This window comes from Enterobacter cloacae complex sp. 402C9, from assembly GCF_050030745.1.
Taxonomy (GTDB): domain Bacteria; phylum Pseudomonadota; class Gammaproteobacteria; order Enterobacterales; family Enterobacteriaceae; genus Enterobacter; species Enterobacter intestinihominis.
Genome location: NZ_JBLGUW010000001.1, coordinates 3,772,505 through 3,791,905, shown reverse-complemented (window position 1 = coordinate 3,791,905; position 19,401 = coordinate 3,772,505). Strand labels below are relative to the sequence as shown.

Below are 19,401 nucleotides of genomic sequence, written 5' to 3'. Positions count from 1 at the left end.
GGCGGCTTCGCCTTACCCGGCCTACACTCTGCGCTGCGTGAGCGCTAGATGACGCCGTCGCCGCCGTCTGAACACCAGACCTGCCCGGAGGTGTATGAACACTCATCCGAGGCCAGAGTGACATACAGCGGTGCGATCTCCACGGGCTGTCCCGGGCGTCCCAGAGGGGTACTCTCGCCAAAATGTTTCACTTTTTCCTGTGGCTGCCCACCGCTGGGCTGGAGCACGGTCCAGTAAGGTCCGGGCGCTACCGCGTTCACGCGGATCCCTTTCGGACCCAGCTGTTTCGCCAGCGCTTTGGTAAACACCGCGAGACAGGCTTTGGTCTGCGCATAGTCAAGCAGTACGGCGCTCGGTTTTACCGCCTGTACAGATGAGGTGTTAATGATGGAAGCGGGAGCTTTCATGTGGCGCAACGCCGCCTTTGTGATCCAGAAAGGCGCATAGACGTTGGTTTTAAAGGTCGCGTCAAAATCTTCCGTGGTCAGTTCTTCCAGCGTCTCACGGTACTGCTGGCGGCCTGCGTTATTCACCAGGATGTCCAGCCCGCCCAGTTTTCCGACGGCCTGTTCCACCAGGTTCTGACAAAAAGTTTCGTCCCGCACATCGCCCGGAAGCGCGACGGCATTCCGTCCTTCCGCTTTAATCAGGGCGATCACTTCCGCAGCGTCTTCTTCCTCTTCCGGCAAATAGTTAATGGCGACATCTGCCCCTTCGCGGGCATAGGCAATGGCTACCGCGCGTCCGATGCCAGAATCGCCACCGGTAATTAGCGCCTTCTTACCGGTAAGCCGGCCATGCCCTTTGTAGCTTGTCTCGCCGTGATCGGGAACAGGGTCCATTTCAGAGGCCAGGCCCGGTGGCGTCTGGGGCTGCTCCGGGAAAGGTGGCGTTGGGTAAGCGTTCGTACGTTGTTCATTATCACTCATAGCTAACTCCTTGTTAGGGGTGAGATTTGATGGATAGTTACAGCGTTAACGCTTCGCTGAATTATTTTTGCAAGTGGCTGACCCGCACTACGGGTGGGGATGATTTTTTATCGAGCGAGCCGCTAATACTGATCATGTTGTCAGGTTCCACGGTTCTGTCGTCAAATACGGCTTTCGGGATAATAACGTCGATTTTCCCGGTTTTATCCTGGAATACGTATTTATCGCCATTGCCATCTATAAGATTGCCGCGCAATGAAATAGAGGCGCCATCATGCATCTCTTTTGCCTGAGTAATGGTCATAATGCGCGCATCATCGGTACCACGATAACCACTGTCCAGGGCATGCGGCGGTGGCGGCGCTTCACCCTTTTGTAACCCGCCGTTATTATCTGCCCATGCGGAAGGGATAATTAATATTAACAAGGCTGAAATCACTGATAATTTCATCTGATATCCTTCATTTTGGATGTCTTGACTTATTAAGTATTGTTGCTATTCCTTTATGTGGCAAATGTGATAAGTCTTAAAAGCATTTGCGTAGAAAAATCAAAAATTTCGGCAATTAAGCGAAACGGTGACAAAAGCCATGGAACCAAAAAATGAAAAAGTGCCTGGGATAAAAGAGAGTTATCGTTTACTGACGTTTGAGTATGCATTTCGTCAGGTGGGTTTTATTGTACTGTTAGGTATTATCGTGGCCGCATTAGCCGGCCTGTTTTCCAGCGGTGCGGTTAGCGACGTGGAGAAAACAAACGAAGCAAAATCCCTGAACCTGAGCTATGAGCGCTTCGGCCGCCGCCAGACCGAATCGCGGATGACGCTGACGTTTCCGGTGACGTCTGAGGGTAAATATATTCTCAGCCTGACCAGCGAAAGCAGCGACGTATATGAGCCGGGCAGCGTCTGGCCGCAGCCGGACAGCATGTATAGCCGGGGGAACACCCTGTTTCTCGTTTACGACAATCTGAAACAGAGCGATAAGTTCACCGTCCTGCTGTTCATCACGCCGACAAAAGCAGGGAAATGGACAAACAGCATCCGCGTAAACAACGGGCCAGATATCCGCTTCTGGCAGTTTATTTACCCCTAGGAGTCGAATATGGACATGGTTTTTCGTGCCCTGGCAATATACCTGTTTCTGGTGATCGTGTTTAAAGTCGCCGGACGGCGCGCCCTGCTGCAAATGACCAGCTTTGATCTTATTTTGCTCTTAATTATCAGTGAGGCGACGCAGCAGGCGCTACTGGGCGAAGATTTTTCCGTCACCGGTGCGATGATTACAATAACAACGCTGGTGGTGGTGGATATTATTTTTGGCCTGATTAAAAAATATTCTTCTTCTGTTGAGAATGTTCTTGATGGCACCCCGGTGATATTGGTAGAGAATGGTATTCCCATTGCGGATAAACTGAAAAAAGTCGATGTATCCTGCGATGATATATTGGTTTCAGCACGCCAGAATCACGGCATAACGGAATTAAAGGATATTAAGTACGCGATCCTTGAGCGTAACGGCCATATTTCAATTATTCCTGAAGAAAATTAACTAAGGGGCACATCCATGAGCAACCTTATTCACGATAATAATACGACCATCAGCGAGCTGACGAAAAAGCTTGCCACGACGCTCACAGAAAGAGGACTGCGTCTAACCACGGCGGAGTCCTGCACCGGCGGTAATCTCGCGGTTGCGCTTTGTGCCGAAGAGAACACGGCGGAATTTTATGACGTTGGCATGGTGGTGTTCAGCGATGCGGCGAAGGAGAGGATCCTCGGCGTGCGGCACGAAACGATTGAGCGCTTCACCGCCGTCAGTGAACAAACGGTTACTGAGATGGCCGCTAAAATTCGCGATATTGCCGAGGCGGATATTGGTGTTGCCATCAGCGGCTATGCGGGACCGGAAGGCGGAGACGATGGCACGGCAGCCGGTACGGTCTGCTTCGGCTGGAATATTCGCGGACAGACGGAAACCCGCACCGTGCTGTTTTCCGGTGAATGTCAGGATGTGGTGGAAAAAGCGGTGCGTTATTCGCTGTCTGAACTGATCGAAATACTCTCCGGATGGGATAACGTCTGAGACAAGGGGAAAGGCTATGGCTGTTATCGTTATTACCGGCGGTACGGCGGGCGTGGGGAAAGCCACGGCGCTGCACTTTGCTAAAGCGGGCTACGATCTAGGCATTATTGCCCGCGATGAGCAGAGCCTGCGCTCCACAGAAGAGGAGTTGCGCCGTTTCGGGATCAACGCGTGTGCCGTTCAGGCCGACGTGGCGGACAGCAAGGCGGTGACCGATGCTGCTAACGAAATTGAATACCGGCTTGGAGCCATCGATGTGTGGGTGAATAACGCCATGGGCGGGATGCTGGCGCCGTTTCGCACCATGTCCCCGGAGGAGTTTCGCCGCGTCACCGAGGTGACCTATCTGGGCTATGTTAACGGCACCCGCGCCGCGCTGGAGTTAATGACTACTCGCGATCGTGGAACGATTATTCAGGTTGGCTCCGCGCTGGCCTACCGTTCCATTCCCTTGCAGTCAGCCTACTGTGGGGCGAAAGCCGCGATCCGCGGATTTACCGATGCCGTACGCACCGAGCTGATGCATGAAAACAGCCGGGTGCAGATCGCAATGGTACAGATGCCGGGCCTCAATACGCCGCAGTTCGAGTGGGCGAGGAATAAATTTGCCTGGGCGATGCGCCCGGTTCCTCCCGTATTTCAGCCGGAAGTGGCCGCCAGCGCTATTTTTAAGGTGGCGCAGAAACCGGTGCGGGAGCTATGGGTGGGCAGCAGCACCGTCCAGTCGATTGTCGGGCAGTTTCTTTTCCCCGGTTTTCTGGACCGGCTGATGGTTAAAAAGGCCTGGGAAGGGCAGATGACCGATACGCTAAATGCGGATGACCGTCAGGACTATCTGGATCAGCCTGTTAACGACCTGCATAAAATCCACGGGCACTTCACCGACGAAGCAAAAGAGCGCGCCACCAGCGTTACCTCCGGCATGCCGGGGAAAGTGCTGCTCGGCTCCCTCGCCGTTACGGGCGCGATCGTGGCGCGTCTGCTGCTCTCGCGGAGACGATAATCAGCGCAGTGCGGTACGATCGGTCCAGAACCAGCGGTAGCCATAGCCGCTGAGGTTAAGCGCGACGGTTTTGCCGCATACCAGCGCGTCGTCGTAGCGTTTGTCCGCCAGGCATGCGGTCCAGGTCGCATGCCGGATCCCTCTGGCGGTAAAATTAACGGGCTTATCGCTGAAGTTAACGAAGGTCAGAATGCTGCGCGTGTCGGTTTCGTAATAGATCCCCAGTACCGCATCGTTGTCGATAGTAATAAGACGAAACGGCGCGACGCCGATCTCAGGAAACTCCGAGCGCGTATTGGCGATATCGATAATGCAGTGCAGGAGGGAGTTGCGGTGCAACAGCGAATCCGCCACGTTGATTTTTTGATAGCGGTACGGACCATGGTCAATCATTGGGGCGATAAAGGTTTTCGGGTCGGCATCTGAGAAACCGCCGCCCTGCGATCCGGCCCACTGCATCGGGGTGCGTACGGCGTAACGCTCCTCCAGATCTAAATCATCGCCCAATCCAATTTCATCCCCGTAGCGCATGACCGGTACGCCCGGCAGCGAAAACAAGACCGCATGGCAAAAGGCCAGCCGCTTTCGATCGCCCTTAAGCATCGGCGCCAGACGGCGGCGGATCCCTCGCTGATACACGCTCATCTCTTCATCAGGGGCGAAGGCATCAATGACGGTCTGCTTCGCTTTTTTGCCTATCCCTTCCAGATCCAGCTCATCATGATTGCGCAGCCAGTTGGCGAAGCAGCAGGAGTCCGGCGGCACGATCATCTTCTTCACTGCGTTGCGCAGCGGTCGTGCGCTCTTCTCTGCAAGGCTGACGTAAAAGTACTTATTGAGCCAGAAATTCAGCACCAGGTTGAGCCGGTCATTCTGACCAAAATAATCTTTGTAGGCGTCGACCTCCACGTCGACTTCGCCGAGCAGGATCGCGTCCGGATTGCGCTGTTCGATAAGACGGCGCAGATGCTCCAGGATCCACAGGCCGCGTTTTTCATCTCCACGCCCGGCCTGTTTTGTCAGGTGCGACGCTGCATCCAGGCGAAAGCCCGACACCCCGAGCTTTAGCCAGAAGATGATGATGTTCTCAACCTCCTTCAGCACCGCCGGGGAGGCCAGATTGAGATCCGGCTCGTGGTGATAAAACATATGCCGGTAGTATTGCCCCGCTTCGTCGTCCCATGTCCAGACGCTCTTTTCCACGCCGGGGAACATCGGTGGCGTATCGTCCTCGTCCGTGTCAGACCAGAGATAATAGTCACGGTAGGGTGACTGCGGGTTGCGGCGGGCCTGCTGAAACCAGGGATGCGCATCCGAGGTGTGCTGGATCAGCAGCTCAATAATGACCTTCATCCCCAGCTCCCGCGCCTGTTCAATAAAGGCGATGATATCGTTGAGCTTGCCGAAGCGGGGATCGACCTGCAAATGGTCGCTTACGTCATAGCCTTCATCGAGAAAAGGGGTGAGGTAAAACGGGGTGATCCAGATAACCGTCGCGCCCATCCGGCGGATGTAGCGCAACTTCGCGGCGATCCCGGCGATGTCGCCACAACCATCGCCGTTAAGATCGTAAAACAGGGCGGTATCAATCTGGTAAATAATGGCGCGTGTATGCCAGCCTGCCATAGCAATCCTTAGTGATAACCTTCGGTATCAGACACTTTGCCCCGGAAGACGTAGTAGCTCCAGGCGGTGTAAACCAGGATCACCGGGATGATTAACAGCGTGCCGATCAGCATAAACAGCTGGCTGGCAGGCGGCGCGGCGGCTTCCCACAGGGTGATGTGCGGCGGGATAATGTGTGGCCACAGGCTGATGCCCAGTCCGCTAAAGCCGAGGAAAATCAGGCCCAGCGTTAACAGGAACGGACGGGCATGGCTGTCGGGATTGCGCGTCAGCCGCCAGATCCACAGGCTGAATACCGCCACCAGAACCGGAACCGGCAGGAACCAGAAGAAGTTAGGCAGTGTAAACCAGCGCTCGGCGACAAACTGCCAGCCGAGCGGGGTCCAGATACTCACCACCGCAATAACGGCGATCAGTGCCAGCAGCACGTGCCGGGTCAGCTCACGCATCCGGTTTTGCAGCGCGCCTTCGCTTTTCATGATCAGCCATGTGGTAGCCAGCAGGGTATAGGCGACAATCAAACCCAGCCCGCAGAACAGGTTAAACGGGGTTAACCAGTCCAGCGAGGAGCCCACAAAGCGTCGCCCTTCCGCGTCAAAGCCGTTGATCATCGCGCCGACCACGATCCCCTGGCTGAAGGTTGCCAGCAGGGAACCGCCAGCAAAAGAATAGTCCCAGAATTTGCGGTGGGAAGGGGTCGCCTTAAAGCGAAACTCAAATGCCACGCCGCGGAAAATAAGCCCGATCAGCATGGCCGTGAGCGGGATGGTCAGGGCATCGATAATCACCGCGTAGGCCAGCGGAAACGCGCCGAACAACCCTGCGCCGCCGAGAACCAGCCAGGTTTCATTTCCGTCCCATACCGGAGCGACGCTGTTCACCATTACGTCGCGCTCTTTGGCATCGCCCACAAAGCTGAACAGCATGCCGATACCGAGATCGAAACCGTCCATGATGATGTACATCAGCGTGGCGAAGACAATAATGGCAAACCAGATGACCGGGATATCGACGCCCATCAGATCTTCTCCTCTTCCGGAACAGACTCGGCGGCGGACAGCGGACGGGCAGGGGTGCCCGACGTATTAGACGTTAGCGTGCCGACAGGCTGCGGCCCTTTTTTTATCAACCGGGCGAGATAAACATAACCCACGCCAAATACCGAACAGTAGACCACGATAAAGGCCAGCAGGCTGATGCTCATCTGCAACGTGCTGTGCAGAGACACCGCATCTATCGTGCGCAGATAGCCGTAGACGACCCACGGCTGGCGGCCCACTTCGGTGGTGACCCACCCGGCGAGCAGCGCAAGCAGTCCGGCTGGCCCCATGCACAGGGCAAACCAGTGGAATGGTCGCGAGTGATAGAGTCGGCGGCGATAGCGCAGCCAGACGCTCAGCACACCAAGCGTAATCATCAGCAGCCCCATGCCGACCATAATGCGGAAGGACCAGAAGACGATGAGCGAGTTCGGGCGGTCCTCTTTCGGGAAATCTTTCAGCGCCGGGACCTGTTTATCCAGGCTGTGCGTCAGGATCAGGCTGCCGAGCGCCGGAATTTCAAGCCCGTATTTGGTGCGCTCCTCCTCCATATCCGGTACGCCGAACAGCAGCAGCGGGGTAGCCTCGCCGGGCGGATTTTCCCAGTGGCCTTCAATCGCGGCGATTTTGGCAGGCTGATGCTCAAGCGTATTCAGGCCGTGCATATCCCCAACCACGGCCTGTATGGGCGCGACCAGCAGCGCCATCCACATGGCCATGGAGAACATTTTGCGAATAGCGGGCGTGTCGTTGCCGCGCAGCAGATGCCATGCCCCGGACGCGCCCACAAACAAGGCGCTGCACAGGAAGGCGGCGATGGACATATGGATCAGACGGTAAGGGAATGAGGGGTTAAAAATAATGGCCAGCCAGTCTTCGGGAATGACCTGACCGTTCTGAATACTGAAGCCCTGCGGGGTGTGCATCCAGCTGTTGGAGGCGAGGATCCAGAAGGTGGACATCAGCGTGCCCAGCGCCACCATGCAGGTGGCAAAGAAGTGCAGGCCGGGGCCGACCTTGTTCCAGCCGAACAACATCACGCCCAGGAAACCGGCTTCGAGGAAGAAGGCGGTTAAGACTTCATAAGTGAGCAGAGGGCCGGTTATGCTGCCTGCGAACTGGGAAAATCCGCTCCAGTTAGTCCCAAACTGGTAAGCCATTACCAGCCCGGAAACCACGCCCATACCAAAGTTAACGGCGAAAATTTTCAGCCAGAAATGGTAAAGCGAGCGCCAGACATCATTTTTTGTGCGAAGCCACATGCCCTCGAGAACCACCAGATAGCTCGCAAGCCCGATGGTGATTGCCGGAAAGAGAATATGGAAAGAGACGGTAAAGGCGAACTGTATCCTGGCCAGATGAAACGCATCAAGCTCGAACATGCTCCGTACCTCTGGAACTGATAGCCCACAAGGCATTGCCAGACAGCCTCAGGCTGCCTGGCAAAACCGGTTACGGTTTTTTCTTACCCGCGCCAAGCTCGGCACCGGTAAGCGGATCGGCTTTAGGATCGGATTTCGTACGTGCGCACATTGCTTTGACCAGCGTAGCCTGCTCTGTTGTGAGCGTTACGCTTGCGCCGCCGTCACCGCCATCGACCGCTGGCTGAGGAGATTCCACGTAGTCGAAGTGCTTGTCGCTGTTCCAGCTTCCGCGAACTTCTCCCCCCTCAGACATATTGTAGTACTTGTTGGTGTACTCTTCGATTGGCGGCAATTTACCCGGTGGGAAGTTGTTACGGATCGACTGGAGCGCCTTCTCAAACGAAAGCTGGTGTGCTGCCTCACGCGTCATTAAAAACGCCAGCGCATCTTTAACACCTGGATCGTCCGTTACGTTAATAAGCCGTTCGTAGATAATTTTGGCGCGCGCCTCGGCCGCAATGTTAGAGCGCAGATCCGCGGTGGGTTCGCCAATGGTATCCACGTACGCCGCCGTCCACGGTACGCCTGCGGAGTTAGTGAGCGGAGTACCGCCCCCGTAGAGCAGGGAAGTGATATGACTGTCATTGCCGTTTTCGGTCATGGACCGGTACAGCTCCGCTTCATTTTCAACGCCTTCCGCCAGTTCACCTTTCGCACCCTTATTAAGCATACCCACCAGGGTGCCGATAATTTCCAGGTGACTTAACTCCTCGGTCGCGATATCCATCAGCATATCTTTACGACCGGGATCGTCGTCGCTCAATCCTTGCGTAAAGTAACGACATGCCGCGGCAAGTTCGCCCTGTGGCCCGCCAAACTGCTCAAGCAGAAGATTAGCCAGACCCGGATTCGGTTCGGCTACGCGTACTGTGTATTGCAGCTGTTTTACGTGTCGAAACATAGTTTCTCCCTCTTCCGTTATTTTTTCGCTTCAACGCCGTCCGCGTCGGAGCGCAGCAGGAACTGTTCCGTCGTCTGTGGAATATGTTGAATCAGCCAGTCCGCCATCTGGCGCTCTTCTTCCAGAATGGATTCAATGGCTGGAATGGAGGCGGTATCGCCCGCTTGTTTGGCCGCGGCCAGCAGAGAGGTGTAGCAGGCAATTTCAAACTGCTCAAAAACGTAGCCGCTGATGGAGCCTTTAACAATTTCGTCGGAAGGGAACATGCCGCCAATGGACTGGCCGAGCGCCGCCATTTTGCTCATGGAATCTTTTATGACCGAACGGGAAATATTATTGCGGTCGAGAATTTCTTCCAGCACGGTAATTTGGTGTTTAGTTTCATTAACGTGTTGTTCAATTCGTGCACGTAAGTCGGGATAATTATCAATACGGCTGGCCATTGATTCCAGCATGGATTCGGCTTGTTTTTCCATCGCATGGGCATCGCGTAGCCAATCATGGTAGTGTTCTACATGATTCATAATTAACTCCTGTGATTTATTTTCTGGTTAATTGTTGGTGCTGATGCTCATCAAATTATTATTTATCCTTTCTGGGCTTTTTGATTAATATTGCCGACAGCCAGATCGGTTAATTTGAGATCGGTTTCTTTTTCTTCTTCCAGCGTTTCTGCAAGAAGTTTAACGGCTTTTTTATAGCCTAATTGTTCAGCCAGGGTGGCCAGGGTGCCGTAGCTGGCAATTTCGTAGTGCTCGACTTTCTGTGCGGCGGCAATTAATGCAGCGTCACGCACTTCGTTTTTCTCAGTGCTCTCAATAACTTCGTTGGCTTCTTCAATTAAGCCTTCCATTGCAACGCATTTCATGCGCTTCAGCTTGAGGCCGGATTCCTGCTCAATAATCTGATCGATACGTTCGATCTGTCCCTGCGTCTCCTCAAGGTGAGCCGTGAAGGCAGCGCTCAGCTTCTCGCTTGATGCGGCGCGGGCTAACTTGCTTAGCGCGCGGGTCAGCTGCTTCTCAGCGCTGTAGGTATCGGATAACAGGTGAATAAATACATCTTCAACAGTTTTCATATTCATATATTCGCTCCAGTGAAATAAAGGGAAGGTACTGCGAGCCGACAGGCCCGCAGCATGCTCTCGGTATATTTATAAGAGCTTTAAATAAGATCAGGAGTTATCAGATTTGCGGCCCCCGCCGTGACTGTTCTGTCCCCCTTTCTTACCCGCTTCAGATGCGCGTTGCGGATCGTTTTTGAAATTACCGCCGCTGTGCTGGCCGCCTTTACGTCCAGCTTCTGAAGCTTTTTCACGGTCTTGCGCGAAATTACCGGAACCACCACGATGTTGCTCTGCCATATATCAACCCTCATGTTGCGTTTATGTCAGGTGATACGATAAGTAATTCGTATCAGTTGTCGTTCAGAAATTAACATTAGTCGTTATGTGAGAAGAGTCAAATTTCCTGTCTGGGTTGTTTTGCGCCATTTCCAGAGATGCGCGGAAAATACCGCTTCGTTACGTTTTTTGAAAATTGGATGTAAATCCATTGCTTAAGGGTAAATAACTTGTGTCGTTAGGATTCCGCTTAGCTAATAATCTTAATATGAACGCGGCGGAAATGATTACAAGAATTGACGTAGCGCAAAAATATATCTTGCCGACCTGAGTCTTTATAATCGGAATAGTCTTAAGCGAGAAGTAAAATAACGAGCCGAAAACAGTGTATCCGATCGTCGTTTTGACGTGGTCAGGCGGATCGGGTGAGGGTATGCTGCATTTGTCACCACAATAATTACAGAGGCAATGTCATGGATCAGGAGCTACTGGATGCAGGGTACCGGGCCTATACCGGTGAGAAAATCGATGTCTACTTCAACACAGGGATCTGCAAACACTCGGGCAACTGCGTACGTGGCAGCGCGGCGCTGTTCGACCTGAAGCGTAAACCCTGGATCGCACCGGATGAAGTGGATGCAGAAACTGTTGCGCGCGTAATTGATACCTGCCCGAGCGGTGCGCTGAAGTACCGCCTAAAATAAGTGAGGAACCATGGATATTCTTGAAGGCCATAACAAGTTTTATGTCAACGACGCCGAAGGCAATCAGGTTGCGGAGATCGTCTTTGTCCCGACCGGCGAGCATCTGAGCATCATCGAGCACACCGATGTGGATCCGAGCCTGAAAGGGCAGGGTGTGGGTAAGCAGCTGGTGGCGAAGGTGGTAGAGAAGATGCGCGGGGAGAACCGTAAAATTATCCCGCTGTGTCCGTTTGCGAAGCATGAGTTTGATAATACGCGGGAGTATGACGATATTCGGGCGTAAAACAGATGCCCGGCATTGCGCCGGGCAGCACACTCAACCGACAAACATCACCGACACACACAGCACACCCACAATCAGCGTCAGCAGGTTACCGATGGAGCGGTACGGTTTTAACGACGGGATCAGGTACGTCGACAGCGTCGGCATGATGAACAGGATCATGGCGATAAGCGGACCGCTGATGGCGTAAATCATCGAGATCGCATTCGGGTTGATGCAGCAGACCGCAAAGGTAATCAGCGACACGCCGAGAATCGAAACCGCGCGGTTAAAGGCACGACTTTTCTTCACACCCACCTGATTCAGCGACGATTTCACAATTTCCGTTGCCCCTTCAATCACGCCAAAATAGGTGCCGAGGAACGATTTCGACATCGCTATAATTGCCACGATAATGCCGGAAATGCCCAGCCATGCCGGGGACGAAGGCATCATCGACAGCGCGGACAGGATCGTCACCCCTTCCTCTTTTGCCGCCACGATATAGGACGGTGGAATCGAAAGCAGGCAGCTGAACACAAAGAATAGCACGCTGAGGCAGATGATCAGGTACGCCACTTTCATGATTTTTTTGCATTTACCCATAGCCTCTTCACCGTATTTCTCGCGACGATCTACGGCGAAGGTCGAGATGATCGGGGTATGGCTAAAAGCGAAAACCATCACCGGGATCGATATCCACACCTGGTGCAGCGTATGCTGGTCGAAGGCCATCTGGCTGGTCAGCAGCGACGGCTGCCAGCTGCCCGTCAGATACAGCGAGACAAACAGGAAATAGGCGATCAGCGGAAAGACAAGGAAACCCATCACCTTAATGGTGATGTGCCGCCCCATCAGGAAGATCAGATTCAAAATCAGCACCACGCCAAAACTCACCAGCATCCGCACGCTGGTATCCACCGTCATCCGTTTCGCCAGCTGTTCTGTAAGTGAGTTGGTTATCGCCACCGCGTAAATCAGAACCACCACAAAGAAGGCCACGAAATAGAGCGTGGTGATGAGGTTGCCGATCTTTTTGCCGTAGTAATGGGAAACGGCACCGGTGATCCCTTCGTTGCCTTTCGCCTTCGACGACAGAATAAATTGCGCCAGCGCTTTATGCGGCCAGTAGGTTAAGGGATACGCCACAAGGGCGGTGATCAGCAGGACAATCGCGCCAGCAGAGCCGAGCTGAATGGGCAAGAACAGGGTTCCTGCGCCCACGGCAGTGCCGTAGAGGGCGAAACTCCAGAGAGTCTCTTCTTTTGACCAAATTTTCGACATTAGAGCAACGTATCAACTATAAAACGAACAAAAAGGAGTGCAATTTACCATAATTATGCGTTGAGGTCGCCGTTGCTTCGCTGGGGTTGGGCCGGAGAAGGTCTCCGGCCGGAAGGTCATTCGCTTGCCAGGGCGCGACGTTGCTGGCGGCGCTTGATAATTTTCTCCCGCAGGGTGTCATACGCCCAGTTGTAGAGCATGGTGTACGGCAGGAAGAACAGGAAGAAACCAATCTCCAGCGTGAAGGCCTGGAGCAGCGTCACGCCCAGCACGGCGGCAACGATGGTTACGCCAATCACAATAAAGCCGCATTCAAAACCCAGCGCATGCAGGGCGCGCACTTTTGCCGTGCGCTTCACCCGCTGAACGGGCCAGAAACGGTCGAAGCCAAAGTTATAGATAATGTTCCAGAGCATTGCCGTGGTCGCCAGAATAATAGTGAGCCCCCCCATTTCAACCACCGAGCGCTGCATTAGCCACGCGGCCGTAGGAGCGAGGATCGCCGTAGCAATACCTTCAAAACAGACGGCATGGAAGATCCGCTCCGGCAATTTACGTTGGAGTGCATCCTGATGTTGCATATTTACCTCATATAGACGCCAGTATGGGCGTTGATGCGGCCTATTCTTATCGCTTAAGGTGATATATAAAAGATGGTATCCATCGATAAAGCAGATACATCATGCGTTATTCTCCCGAAGCACTGACCGCGTTTGTTGAAACTGTCGCCGCAGGTTCGTTTTCAGCTGCGGCACGACGGCTGCGTAAAAGCCAGTCCACCATCAGCACCTCCATCGCCAACCTTGAAGCTGACCTTGGCTTTGAGCTGTTTGATCGCTCGGGCCGTCATCCGGTGTTAACCGCCCAGGGTGAACAGGTGCTGGGCTATGTCCAGTCAATCCTCGCCGCCAGCGCGCGCCTTGATGAGCTGGCCGTATCCTTAACAGCGCAAACGGAGGCGCGTTTTACCTTTGTTCTCTCCGATACGCTTAACCCGACCGTGCTGGAAGAGATGATGAGCCAGTTCGACCAGCGTTTTCCGCACACCGAATTCGAGTGTCTGATTGGGGAAGAGGAGGACGTGATCGATCTGCTGCAAAAGGAGCGGGCGCAAATTGGCCTGACGGAAGCACGCGACAGCTACCCGACCGATATTGGCGCGACCCGCCTGCCTATGCAGACGCGGATGGCTATTTACGTTTCTGCCGGACATCCTCTGGCAGGGCAACATGAGACGCAGGCGGACGAGCTGCATGGCTGGCGCGAGCTGCGGCTGAGTACCTATCTTGAACGGGAAGCGCCCCTTGCGCGCGGGCCGGTCTGGTCTGCGCCGAACTACCTGCTGCTGCTAAGCATGGCGGTACAGGGCTTTGGCTGGTGCGCGTTACCCTGCGCGCTGGTCGACGAATTTGCCGCATCGAAATCGCTGGTGCAGCTGAACGTGCCGGGTTGGCCGAGGTCGATTGCCATCGATCTGGTATGGAACAAAAGAACCCCGCCCGGCGTCGCCGGAAGCTGGCTGCGCCAGTACTTGCAGGACGCACGATAATCCTGTGACTAAACTCACTAATTTTAAACATTTGCGTCAATTGTTGATAACAATCCTCTACTATCGTCATGTCATTTTGCACAGAGGTCGTGATGAAAGATGTCGTTATAGTGGGTGCGTTACGTACGGCTATCGGCTGTTTTCAGGGAGCGCTTGCGCGTCACTCTGCGGTTGATCTCGGCAGCGTGGTGGTAAGAGCGCTGGTGGAACGCAGCGGGGTTGCCGCACATGAAATTGATGAGGTGATCCTCGGCCAGGTGCTGACCGCGGGCGCGGGACAAAACCCTGCGCGCCAGGCGGCGCTGAAGGGCGGCCTGCCTAATACCGTTTCGGCGATTACCATCAACGACGTCTGTGGTTCAGGTTTGAAAGCGCTCCACCTTGCGACGCAGGCCATCCAGTGCGGTGAAGCGGACGTGGTCATTGCCGGAGGGCAGGAAAACATGAGCCGCGCCCCGCATGTCCTGACCGACAGCCGGACCGGCGCGCAGCTCGGGAACAGTCAACTGCTTGACAGCCTGGTTCATGACGGGCTGTGGGACGCCTTCAACGACTACCATATGGGCGTAACGGCGGAAAACCTGGCGCGGGAATACGGCATCAGCCGCGAGCTTCAGGATGCGTATGCGCTTAGCTCGCAACAAAAAGCGCGTGCAGCGATCGACTCCGGCCGTTTTCGCGATGAAATTGTCCCGGTCAGTACCCAACGCCAGAACGGCGAAGCGCTCATCGTTGATACCGACGAGCAGCCGCGCACCGATGCCAGCGCAGAAGGGCTGGCAAAACTCGATCCGGCCTTCGAAACGCTCGGTTCTGTAACGGCAGGTAACGCATCATCCATTAACGACGGTGCGGCGGCGGTGATGATGATGAGTGAAAGCAAAGCCCAGGAGCTGGCGCTGCCGGTGCTGGCGCGCATCAAAGCGTTTGCCAGCGTGGGTGTTGATCCTGCGTTAATGGGGATCGCCCCGGTCTATGCCACGCGCCGCTGTCTTGAGCGGGCGGGCTGGCAGCTGAACGATGTAGATCTGATTGAAGTCAATGAAGCCTTTGCTGCACAGGCGATCTCGGTCGGGAAAATGCTGGAATGGGATCCGCTGCGGGTCAACGTCAACGGCGGTGCGATCGCGCTCGGTCATCCTATTGGCGCTTCCGGCTGCCGCATTCTGGTGTCGCTAGTCCACGAAATGAAAAAGCGTAACGCCCGAAAAGGGATCGCAACGCTCTGCATTGGCGGAGGGCAGGGGGTAGCCCTGGCTATCGAACGGTAATTTCCCCCTCTGCGGACATAAAAAAGCCTCCCTCGGGAGGTTTTTTTATGTCCGCAGAATCCTTTTTTAACACTTCTGCGTTCTTTCTTAAGCCCACAATAATTATTGCGCGGTGAATTATTCGCTTTGTGAAGTTCTTAGTGTGATCTCACGCCTGGAATTTATGCGTTATACGCCTTTTTTGTTGATGAGGTTCACGTCGATCTTTGCCAAAAAAAATGAAACAAATAATTTCGATCCTTGTCACTAAAATAACGGTACATAAAAAATAAACTCAAGTTTCATAAAAACGAAACGTTATTTTAATTGAGGGTTTTTTCATGTTTAAGAAATCTCTGCTCCTTGCTTCCCTTATTAGTGCCTCTTTTGCGGTTAGCGCCGTGACCGTCGATCTGCGTCACGAATATATTGACAGCGGCTCGAATGCCGACCGTGTTGCCGTCTCGCACCGCTTTGATAATGGCTTCGGTTTTTCAGTCGAGGCGAAGTGGAAATCAGGCGGGGACAAGGCAGATCAGCCATTCGCGGATGTAGTGGGGAACGGTCACGAAGATCAGATTAGCTGGCGCTGGAAAGCGACAGACAATATCGCCCTGACGCCTGCGTTTACGATTGAAAGCACAGACAGTCGTACCATTTATAAACCGAATCTGCATGTGCAATATAGTTTCGATAATGGCTTCTACGTGGCCGCGCGTTACCGTTATGAATATACCCGCTACCCGTCAAGCTCAAATAAGGACGATGATAAAGTTAACCGTGGTGATGCGTGGGTCGGTTGGGTATTAGGTGACTGGCGTACCGAGCTGAACTATGTTTACGCGAAAAGCTCTGAAGGCGTGGCCCGAAATAACAATAAAGATTATTCCAATGAATATAACGCCAAGCTCGCCTACAAATGGGATAAAAACTGGGCACCGTATGTTGAGGTGGGCAACGTGGGGGTTAAAGACACTGACGAACGCCAGACCCGTTTCCGTTTAGGCGTGGCGTACTCCTTCTGATAATCCAGCTTCTTCGCTAAAAACCGCCGGGTGGCGCTTCGCTTACCCGGCCTACACTTTCCTTCCACTCCGTCGTTTCGTATGCCGGATGGCGATGCGCTTACCCGGCCTACACTTTCCTTCCACTCCGTCGTTTCGTATGCCGGGTGGCCCTGCGCTTACCCGGCCTACACTTTCCTTCCACTCCGTCGTTTCGTATGCCGGATGGCGCTGCTGTATGACCGGATACATAGGTAACAGATCAGACCGGGAACATAGGTAACACTTTTCAGTCTATCCGGAGCACACTCTGGGTTTTTCGGTCGTAGTACGCAAGCGTTATTCCATTAAAGATGATGGCCTCCAGGCCATCATCTTGTTCTTCCAGCATGATGTACTCATCAGTCAGCGCTTCACTCAGGAACACCGTCCCCTTTTTCCCCATATAGAGTGTCCCCCTTGATTTCACCCTGTAGACCGTACCTCCTTCCGGATAAGCATATTCAGGAACCCTGCCATCCCAGTGCCGGCCTGAGGGTTGCCATACCGTTCCGGGCGTTGCACCCGCCAGGGCTTCATGCGGCCTTTCGTAGTTAAACTCTTCCCGGTAGCCACTGAACCACCGCTGTTGTTCTTCCATCGTCATAAATATGTTGCCCTGTTTTACTGCACTTTTCAGCGAACGATGCATTCGCTCATGACGGCCGTTTTCTTCCGGATGCCCCTTTCTGATGCGTTCCGGTCTGATGCCCAGCTTTATCAGCCAGACTGCAAGGCGACTTAACCCGGCGATACCTGTTCCTGCGAAAGGCTGACCATTATCCGTTCTCAGGACTTCCGGCAGACCGTACTCCAGGAACGCATCCGTCAGGCACTGCCTGACGAAGGGCTCGCTCTCCCGGTCTGCTCCCCGGCAGCTCAGAAGATACCGGCTGTGATTGTCGGTGAGGGTGAAGGGATGACAGTATTTCCGGCTCAGCAGCCTGAACTTGCCTTTAAAATCAGCGCTCCAGACCTGATTGTTCTCACTGATGATGGTCAGGGGCTGGCGATTGCCCGGGGTTCTGCGTTTTCGCTTTTTATCCGGAACCAGGCCTTCACGCTTGAGGATATCGCCGATAGTACTGGCAGCGGGGACGGTAAAATCGACGTGATGATTGAGCAGCCACATCCGCAGTTTTTTGGGGCCCCAGTCAGGGTGTTTTTGCCTCAGGGCCGTAAGCTGCCCGGCGATATCATCAGGAACTGTCCGGGAGTGGGAGTGCGGAGCACGCGACCGGTCAGAGAGAGATGACAGGTCAGAGGGGTCAAAACGCTGAAGCCATTTGTAACCGGTTTTTCGACTGATGCCGAAGAGACGGCAGAGGGCAGAAAAAGAATCCGTACCTGCATGGCAGGCACGGATGAAATCAAGGCGTTGCATAGGTCGCGTCTCAGTCCAGGGCATAGCGAGTCTCCTCTTCTATGCCAGTTATAACTGTTACCCATGTATCCGGTCTAAAGTGTTACCCATGTTTCCGGTTCATACCCTGCGCTTACCCGGCCTACACTTTCCTTCTACTCCGTCGTTTCGTATGCCGGATGGCGATGCGCTTACCCGGCTACACTTTCTCTCCAATCAGTCGTTTCGTAGGCCGGGTAAGCGTTAGCGCCACCCGGCAAAAAGCGTCGCAATCACCCAAAAAAAAGCCCTCCGAATCGGAGGGCAAGGCCAGTTACAGAAACACTAACTCATTCAGGCATGCAACATTTCAGGTTGCTCGGGGAGTTTCGCGATATAGAGGGCTGGTTTGCCGTCTTTATCGGAACTGTACAGCACCGCTTTTTCGTCCGGCGTGAAGGACGGATGCGGGTGGGTTACCTGGCGGCTGTTCGCCACCGTAGCCCAGGAAGTGTCATGACGGGCAATGCGGTAATAGGCTTTCTTCGCCACGTCAAAGGCATACAGATAAGGATCGTTATCAATGGTGTAGCCGCCGGTGTCTTTCACATCGACAGGCGTGCCGGAACCGTCGCCAACCAGCATGGTGCCGTCGACGTTGCTCATCAGGTGCGAACAGGCGGGCATGTTCATTACCGCTTCATTCACGCCGGTGTCCGGATTGAAGCGGGAGATGGTGCGCCCTTGCTGACCTTTCAGGTAAGAGACGTAGATCAGCGCGGACCCGTCCGGCACCCAAAATTCATGCGTGCAGCTTTCCCCTTCCGCGTGCGTTTTCACTTTCCGCACGTTGCTGCCATCTTCGTTGACCAGCCACATGCGGGCGTCAACCAGGTCGTGTGGCCCTTCATGACAGAAGGCCACGGTATTGTCATCGAACGGGCGATAAATCGGATGTCCCAGCCAGATCTTCTCGTCATGGATGGTGGTGCTTTCACCCGTTTTTAGATCAACGCGCAGCAGGCGGCAGTGCGGCCCTTTGTGGAAGAAGTCGTGGAAAATTTTCCAGTCGTTGAGTGGCGTCCAGTCACGTCTGGCAATCTCAATACCCACCAGTTTGGTGCAGTCGCTGTTCGCGACCCAGGTGCCGTAGCCAACCCACTCTTCCGGGACACGGTACACTTCGCGCTCTGCCAGCGTCTTTAAATCCACCTCAAGCAGGGTGCGATCGTTCTTCACATAGTAGAGGGATTGATCGTCCGGAGAGAGGAACCCGCCAAAGGTGTTATCGCCCGCGCCTTCGGTCAGCTGCACCGCTTCGGCGTTTTTCAGATCCAGCAGGTAATAGTTCCAGTGACCGTCGAACTCCCCGGCGAACAGCAGGTGGCTGCCATCGTTAAAGAAGCACTTCTGGTAAAAGTAGTTGCGATGACAGGTTACTTCCGGTGGGGTCAGGCGGGTAACTTCCACGCCTGTATCCGGATCGCGGCTGACCTCGTAGTTCAGCTTGACCCGCATACCTTTAGCCATAATGCACTCCTTTGAACGCGTAATATAGGTTGAAAACTAGGTGTTAAATTATCAAAACATCGTTTCATTGTGTGTGACTGACAGCGCA

At 54.2% G+C, this 19,401-nt stretch carries 22 protein-coding genes; 9 read left to right on the top strand and 13 right to left on the bottom strand.

Annotated elements, in window-relative coordinates:
• Positions 1-44: 44 nt before the first annotated feature.
• Positions 45-929 carry an SDR family oxidoreductase gene (locus ACQG1K_RS18000; RefSeq protein WP_022649272.1) on the bottom strand — a complete coding sequence of 295 codons (885 nt, stop codon included), beginning with the start codon at positions 927-929 and terminating at the stop codon, positions 45-47.
• Positions 930-990: 61 nt separating this feature from the next.
• Positions 991-1,380: a YdeI family stress tolerance OB fold protein gene (locus ACQG1K_RS17995; RefSeq protein WP_022649271.1), complete on the bottom strand. Its 390-nt coding sequence runs from the start codon at positions 1,378-1,380 to the stop codon at positions 991-993.
• Positions 1,381-1,519: 139 nt separating this feature from the next.
• On the opposite strand from ACQG1K_RS17995, the gene ACQG1K_RS17990 reads away from it, so the two are divergent.
• The 4 genes from ACQG1K_RS17990 to ACQG1K_RS17975 are packed head-to-tail and all read left to right on the top strand — an operon-like array spanning position 1,520 to position 4,016.
• Positions 1,520-2,023 (top strand): hypothetical protein, encoded by a 504-nt coding sequence (locus ACQG1K_RS17990; protein ID WP_023298530.1) that lies wholly within the window; start codon positions 1,520-1,522, stop codon positions 2,021-2,023.
• Positions 2,024-2,032: 9 nt separating this feature from the next.
• On the top strand, positions 2,033-2,479 hold the full coding sequence (locus ACQG1K_RS17985; RefSeq protein ID WP_022649269.1) for a DUF421 domain-containing protein: 447 nt from the start codon (positions 2,033-2,035) through the stop codon (positions 2,477-2,479).
• 15 nt (positions 2,480-2,494) lie between these two features.
• The gene (locus ACQG1K_RS17980; protein ID WP_022649268.1) at positions 2,495-3,013 is read left to right on the top strand and encodes a 2-oxo-tetronate isomerase; all 519 of its coding nucleotides are present in this window, start codon (positions 2,495-2,497) and stop codon (positions 3,011-3,013) included.
• 16 nt (positions 3,014-3,029) lie between these two features.
• Positions 3,030-4,016, top strand: a complete 987-nt coding sequence (locus ACQG1K_RS17975; protein WP_367076442.1) for an SDR family oxidoreductase — start codon at positions 3,030-3,032, stop codon at positions 4,014-4,016.
• On the opposite strand, the gene ACQG1K_RS17970 is transcribed toward ACQG1K_RS17975, so the two are convergent.
• The 7 genes from ACQG1K_RS17970 to ACQG1K_RS17940 form a co-directional block, all read right to left on the bottom strand.
• A complete protein-coding gene (locus ACQG1K_RS17970) occupies positions 4,017-5,642 on the bottom strand; it encodes an alpha-amylase family protein (RefSeq protein ID WP_367076440.1) in 1,626 nt (541 codons plus the stop codon).
• Positions 5,643-5,650: 8 nt separating this feature from the next.
• Positions 5,651-6,661, bottom strand: a complete 1,011-nt coding sequence (gene cydB / locus ACQG1K_RS17965; protein WP_367076438.1) for a cytochrome d ubiquinol oxidase subunit II — start codon at positions 6,659-6,661, stop codon at positions 5,651-5,653.
• Complete coding sequence (locus ACQG1K_RS17960; protein ID WP_003862857.1) at positions 6,661-8,064, bottom strand: cytochrome ubiquinol oxidase subunit I; 1,404 nt, start codon at positions 8,062-8,064, stop codon at positions 6,661-6,663. The genes cydB and ACQG1K_RS17960 overlap by 1 nt, the downstream gene beginning before the upstream one ends.
• 70 nt (positions 8,065-8,134) lie before the next feature.
• On the bottom strand, positions 8,135-9,007 hold the full coding sequence (locus ACQG1K_RS17955; RefSeq protein ID WP_022649263.1) for a manganese catalase family protein: 873 nt from the start codon (positions 9,005-9,007) through the stop codon (positions 8,135-8,137).
• Between the two features lie 17 nt (positions 9,008-9,024).
• A complete protein-coding gene (locus ACQG1K_RS17950; protein WP_022649262.1) occupies positions 9,025-9,531 on the bottom strand; it encodes a ferritin-like domain-containing protein in 507 nt (168 codons plus the stop codon).
• Between the two features lie 62 nt (positions 9,532-9,593).
• Positions 9,594-10,091: a ferritin-like domain-containing protein gene (locus ACQG1K_RS17945; RefSeq protein ID WP_003862851.1), complete on the bottom strand. Its 498-nt coding sequence runs from the start codon at positions 10,089-10,091 to the stop codon at positions 9,594-9,596.
• 90 nt (positions 10,092-10,181) lie between these two features.
• On the bottom strand, positions 10,182-10,370 hold the full coding sequence (locus ACQG1K_RS17940; protein WP_022649261.1) for a general stress protein: 189 nt from the start codon (positions 10,368-10,370) through the stop codon (positions 10,182-10,184).
• A 452-nt stretch (positions 10,371-10,822) separates the two neighbouring features.
• Between ACQG1K_RS17940 and yjdI the strand changes: the two genes are divergently transcribed.
• Positions 10,823-11,053, top strand: coding sequence for a 4Fe-4S mono-cluster protein YjdI (gene yjdI, locus ACQG1K_RS17935; protein WP_022649260.1), 231 nt, complete (start codon positions 10,823-10,825; stop codon positions 11,051-11,053).
• Between the two features lie 10 nt (positions 11,054-11,063).
• On the top strand, positions 11,064-11,336 hold the full coding sequence (locus ACQG1K_RS17930; RefSeq protein WP_006811846.1) for a GNAT family N-acetyltransferase: 273 nt from the start codon (positions 11,064-11,066) through the stop codon (positions 11,334-11,336).
• Between the two features lie 33 nt (positions 11,337-11,369).
• On the opposite strand, the gene ACQG1K_RS17925 is transcribed toward ACQG1K_RS17930, so the two are convergent.
• Both ACQG1K_RS17925 and ACQG1K_RS17920 read right to left on the bottom strand, forming a co-directional pair.
• Positions 11,370-12,599, bottom strand: a complete 1,230-nt coding sequence (locus ACQG1K_RS17925; protein ID WP_367076434.1) for an amino acid permease — start codon at positions 12,597-12,599, stop codon at positions 11,370-11,372.
• A 116-nt stretch (positions 12,600-12,715) separates the two neighbouring features.
• On the bottom strand, positions 12,716-13,180 hold the full coding sequence (locus tag ACQG1K_RS17920; protein ID WP_022651793.1) for a multidrug/biocide efflux PACE transporter: 465 nt from the start codon (positions 13,178-13,180) through the stop codon (positions 12,716-12,718).
• Positions 13,181-13,281: 101 nt separating this feature from the next.
• On the opposite strand from ACQG1K_RS17920, the gene ACQG1K_RS17915 reads away from it, so the two are divergent.
• The 3 genes from ACQG1K_RS17915 (at position 13,282) to ACQG1K_RS17905 (ending at position 16,423) form a co-directional block, all read left to right on the top strand.
• The gene (locus ACQG1K_RS17915) at positions 13,282-14,148 is read left to right on the top strand and encodes a LysR family transcriptional regulator (RefSeq protein ID WP_161177531.1); all 867 of its coding nucleotides are present in this window, start codon (positions 13,282-13,284) and stop codon (positions 14,146-14,148) included.
• Between the two features lie 92 nt (positions 14,149-14,240).
• On the top strand, positions 14,241-15,419 hold the full coding sequence (locus tag ACQG1K_RS17910; RefSeq protein WP_022649256.1) for an acetyl-CoA C-acetyltransferase: 1,179 nt from the start codon (positions 14,241-14,243) through the stop codon (positions 15,417-15,419).
• Positions 15,420-15,739: 320 nt separating this feature from the next.
• The gene (locus tag ACQG1K_RS17905; protein ID WP_022649255.1) at positions 15,740-16,423 is read left to right on the top strand and encodes an oligogalacturonate-specific porin KdgM family protein; all 684 of its coding nucleotides are present in this window, start codon (positions 15,740-15,742) and stop codon (positions 16,421-16,423) included.
• Positions 16,424-16,691: 268 nt separating this feature from the next.
• Here ACQG1K_RS17905 and ACQG1K_RS17900 read toward each other — a convergent pair whose 3' ends face one another.
• Together ACQG1K_RS17900 and ACQG1K_RS17895 are read right to left on the bottom strand one after the other, a co-directional pair.
• Positions 16,692-17,849: a DDE-type integrase/transposase/recombinase gene (locus ACQG1K_RS17900; RefSeq protein WP_023305267.1), complete on the bottom strand. Its 1,158-nt coding sequence runs from the start codon at positions 17,847-17,849 to the stop codon at positions 16,692-16,694.
• 288 nt (positions 17,850-18,137) lie between these two features.
• Positions 18,138-19,313 carry an oligogalacturonate lyase family protein gene (locus ACQG1K_RS17895; RefSeq protein WP_022649254.1) on the bottom strand — a complete coding sequence of 392 codons (1,176 nt, stop codon included), beginning with the start codon at positions 19,311-19,313 and terminating at the stop codon, positions 18,138-18,140.
• Positions 19,314-19,401 lie beyond the last annotated feature (88 nt).

What these genes read in the sequence shown, in the direction of transcription:
- ACQG1K_RS18000 (WP_022649272.1), bottom strand. Translation starts at nt 929, where the DNA reads ATGAGTGATAATGAACAACGTACGAACGCTTACCCAACGCCACCTTTC.
- ACQG1K_RS17995 (WP_022649271.1), bottom strand. Translation starts at nt 1,380, where the DNA reads ATGAAATTATCAGTGATTTCAGCCTTGTTAATATTAATTATCCCTTCC.
- ACQG1K_RS17990 (WP_023298530.1), top strand. Translation starts at nt 1,520, where the DNA reads ATGGAACCAAAAAATGAAAAAGTGCCTGGGATAAAAGAGAGTTATCGT.
- ACQG1K_RS17985 (WP_022649269.1), top strand. Translation starts at nt 2,033, where the DNA reads ATGGACATGGTTTTTCGTGCCCTGGCAATATACCTGTTTCTGGTGATC.
- ACQG1K_RS17980 (WP_022649268.1), top strand. Translation starts at nt 2,495, where the DNA reads ATGAGCAACCTTATTCACGATAATAATACGACCATCAGCGAGCTGACG.
- ACQG1K_RS17975 (WP_367076442.1), top strand. Translation starts at nt 3,030, where the DNA reads ATGGCTGTTATCGTTATTACCGGCGGTACGGCGGGCGTGGGGAAAGCC.
- ACQG1K_RS17970 (WP_367076440.1), bottom strand. Translation starts at nt 5,642, where the DNA reads ATGGCAGGCTGGCATACACGCGCCATTATTTACCAGATTGATACCGCC.
- cydB (WP_367076438.1), bottom strand. Translation starts at nt 6,661, where the DNA reads ATGGGCGTCGATATCCCGGTCATCTGGTTTGCCATTATTGTCTTCGCC.
- ACQG1K_RS17960 (WP_003862857.1), bottom strand. Translation starts at nt 8,064, where the DNA reads ATGTTCGAGCTTGATGCGTTTCATCTGGCCAGGATACAGTTCGCCTTT.
- ACQG1K_RS17955 (WP_022649263.1), bottom strand. Translation starts at nt 9,007, where the DNA reads ATGTTTCGACACGTAAAACAGCTGCAATACACAGTACGCGTAGCCGAA.
- ACQG1K_RS17950 (WP_022649262.1), bottom strand. Translation starts at nt 9,531, where the DNA reads ATGAATCATGTAGAACACTACCATGATTGGCTACGCGATGCCCATGCG.
- ACQG1K_RS17945 (WP_003862851.1), bottom strand. Translation starts at nt 10,091, where the DNA reads ATGAATATGAAAACTGTTGAAGATGTATTTATTCACCTGTTATCCGAT.
- ACQG1K_RS17940 (WP_022649261.1), bottom strand. Translation starts at nt 10,370, where the DNA reads ATGGCAGAGCAACATCGTGGTGGTTCCGGTAATTTCGCGCAAGACCGT.
- yjdI (WP_022649260.1), top strand. Translation starts at nt 10,823, where the DNA reads ATGGATCAGGAGCTACTGGATGCAGGGTACCGGGCCTATACCGGTGAG.
- ACQG1K_RS17930 (WP_006811846.1), top strand. Translation starts at nt 11,064, where the DNA reads ATGGATATTCTTGAAGGCCATAACAAGTTTTATGTCAACGACGCCGAA.
- ACQG1K_RS17925 (WP_367076434.1), bottom strand. Translation starts at nt 12,599, where the DNA reads ATGTCGAAAATTTGGTCAAAAGAAGAGACTCTCTGGAGTTTCGCCCTC.
- ACQG1K_RS17920 (WP_022651793.1), bottom strand. Translation starts at nt 13,180, where the DNA reads ATGCAACATCAGGATGCACTCCAACGTAAATTGCCGGAGCGGATCTTC.
- ACQG1K_RS17915 (WP_161177531.1), top strand. Translation starts at nt 13,282, where the DNA reads ATGCGTTATTCTCCCGAAGCACTGACCGCGTTTGTTGAAACTGTCGCC.
- ACQG1K_RS17910 (WP_022649256.1), top strand. Translation starts at nt 14,241, where the DNA reads ATGAAAGATGTCGTTATAGTGGGTGCGTTACGTACGGCTATCGGCTGT.
- ACQG1K_RS17905 (WP_022649255.1), top strand. Translation starts at nt 15,740, where the DNA reads ATGTTTAAGAAATCTCTGCTCCTTGCTTCCCTTATTAGTGCCTCTTTT.
- ACQG1K_RS17900 (WP_023305267.1), bottom strand. Translation starts at nt 17,849, where the DNA reads ATGCCCTGGACTGAGACGCGACCTATGCAACGCCTTGATTTCATCCGT.
- ACQG1K_RS17895 (WP_022649254.1), bottom strand. Translation starts at nt 19,313, where the DNA reads ATGGCTAAAGGTATGCGGGTCAAGCTGAACTACGAGGTCAGCCGCGAT.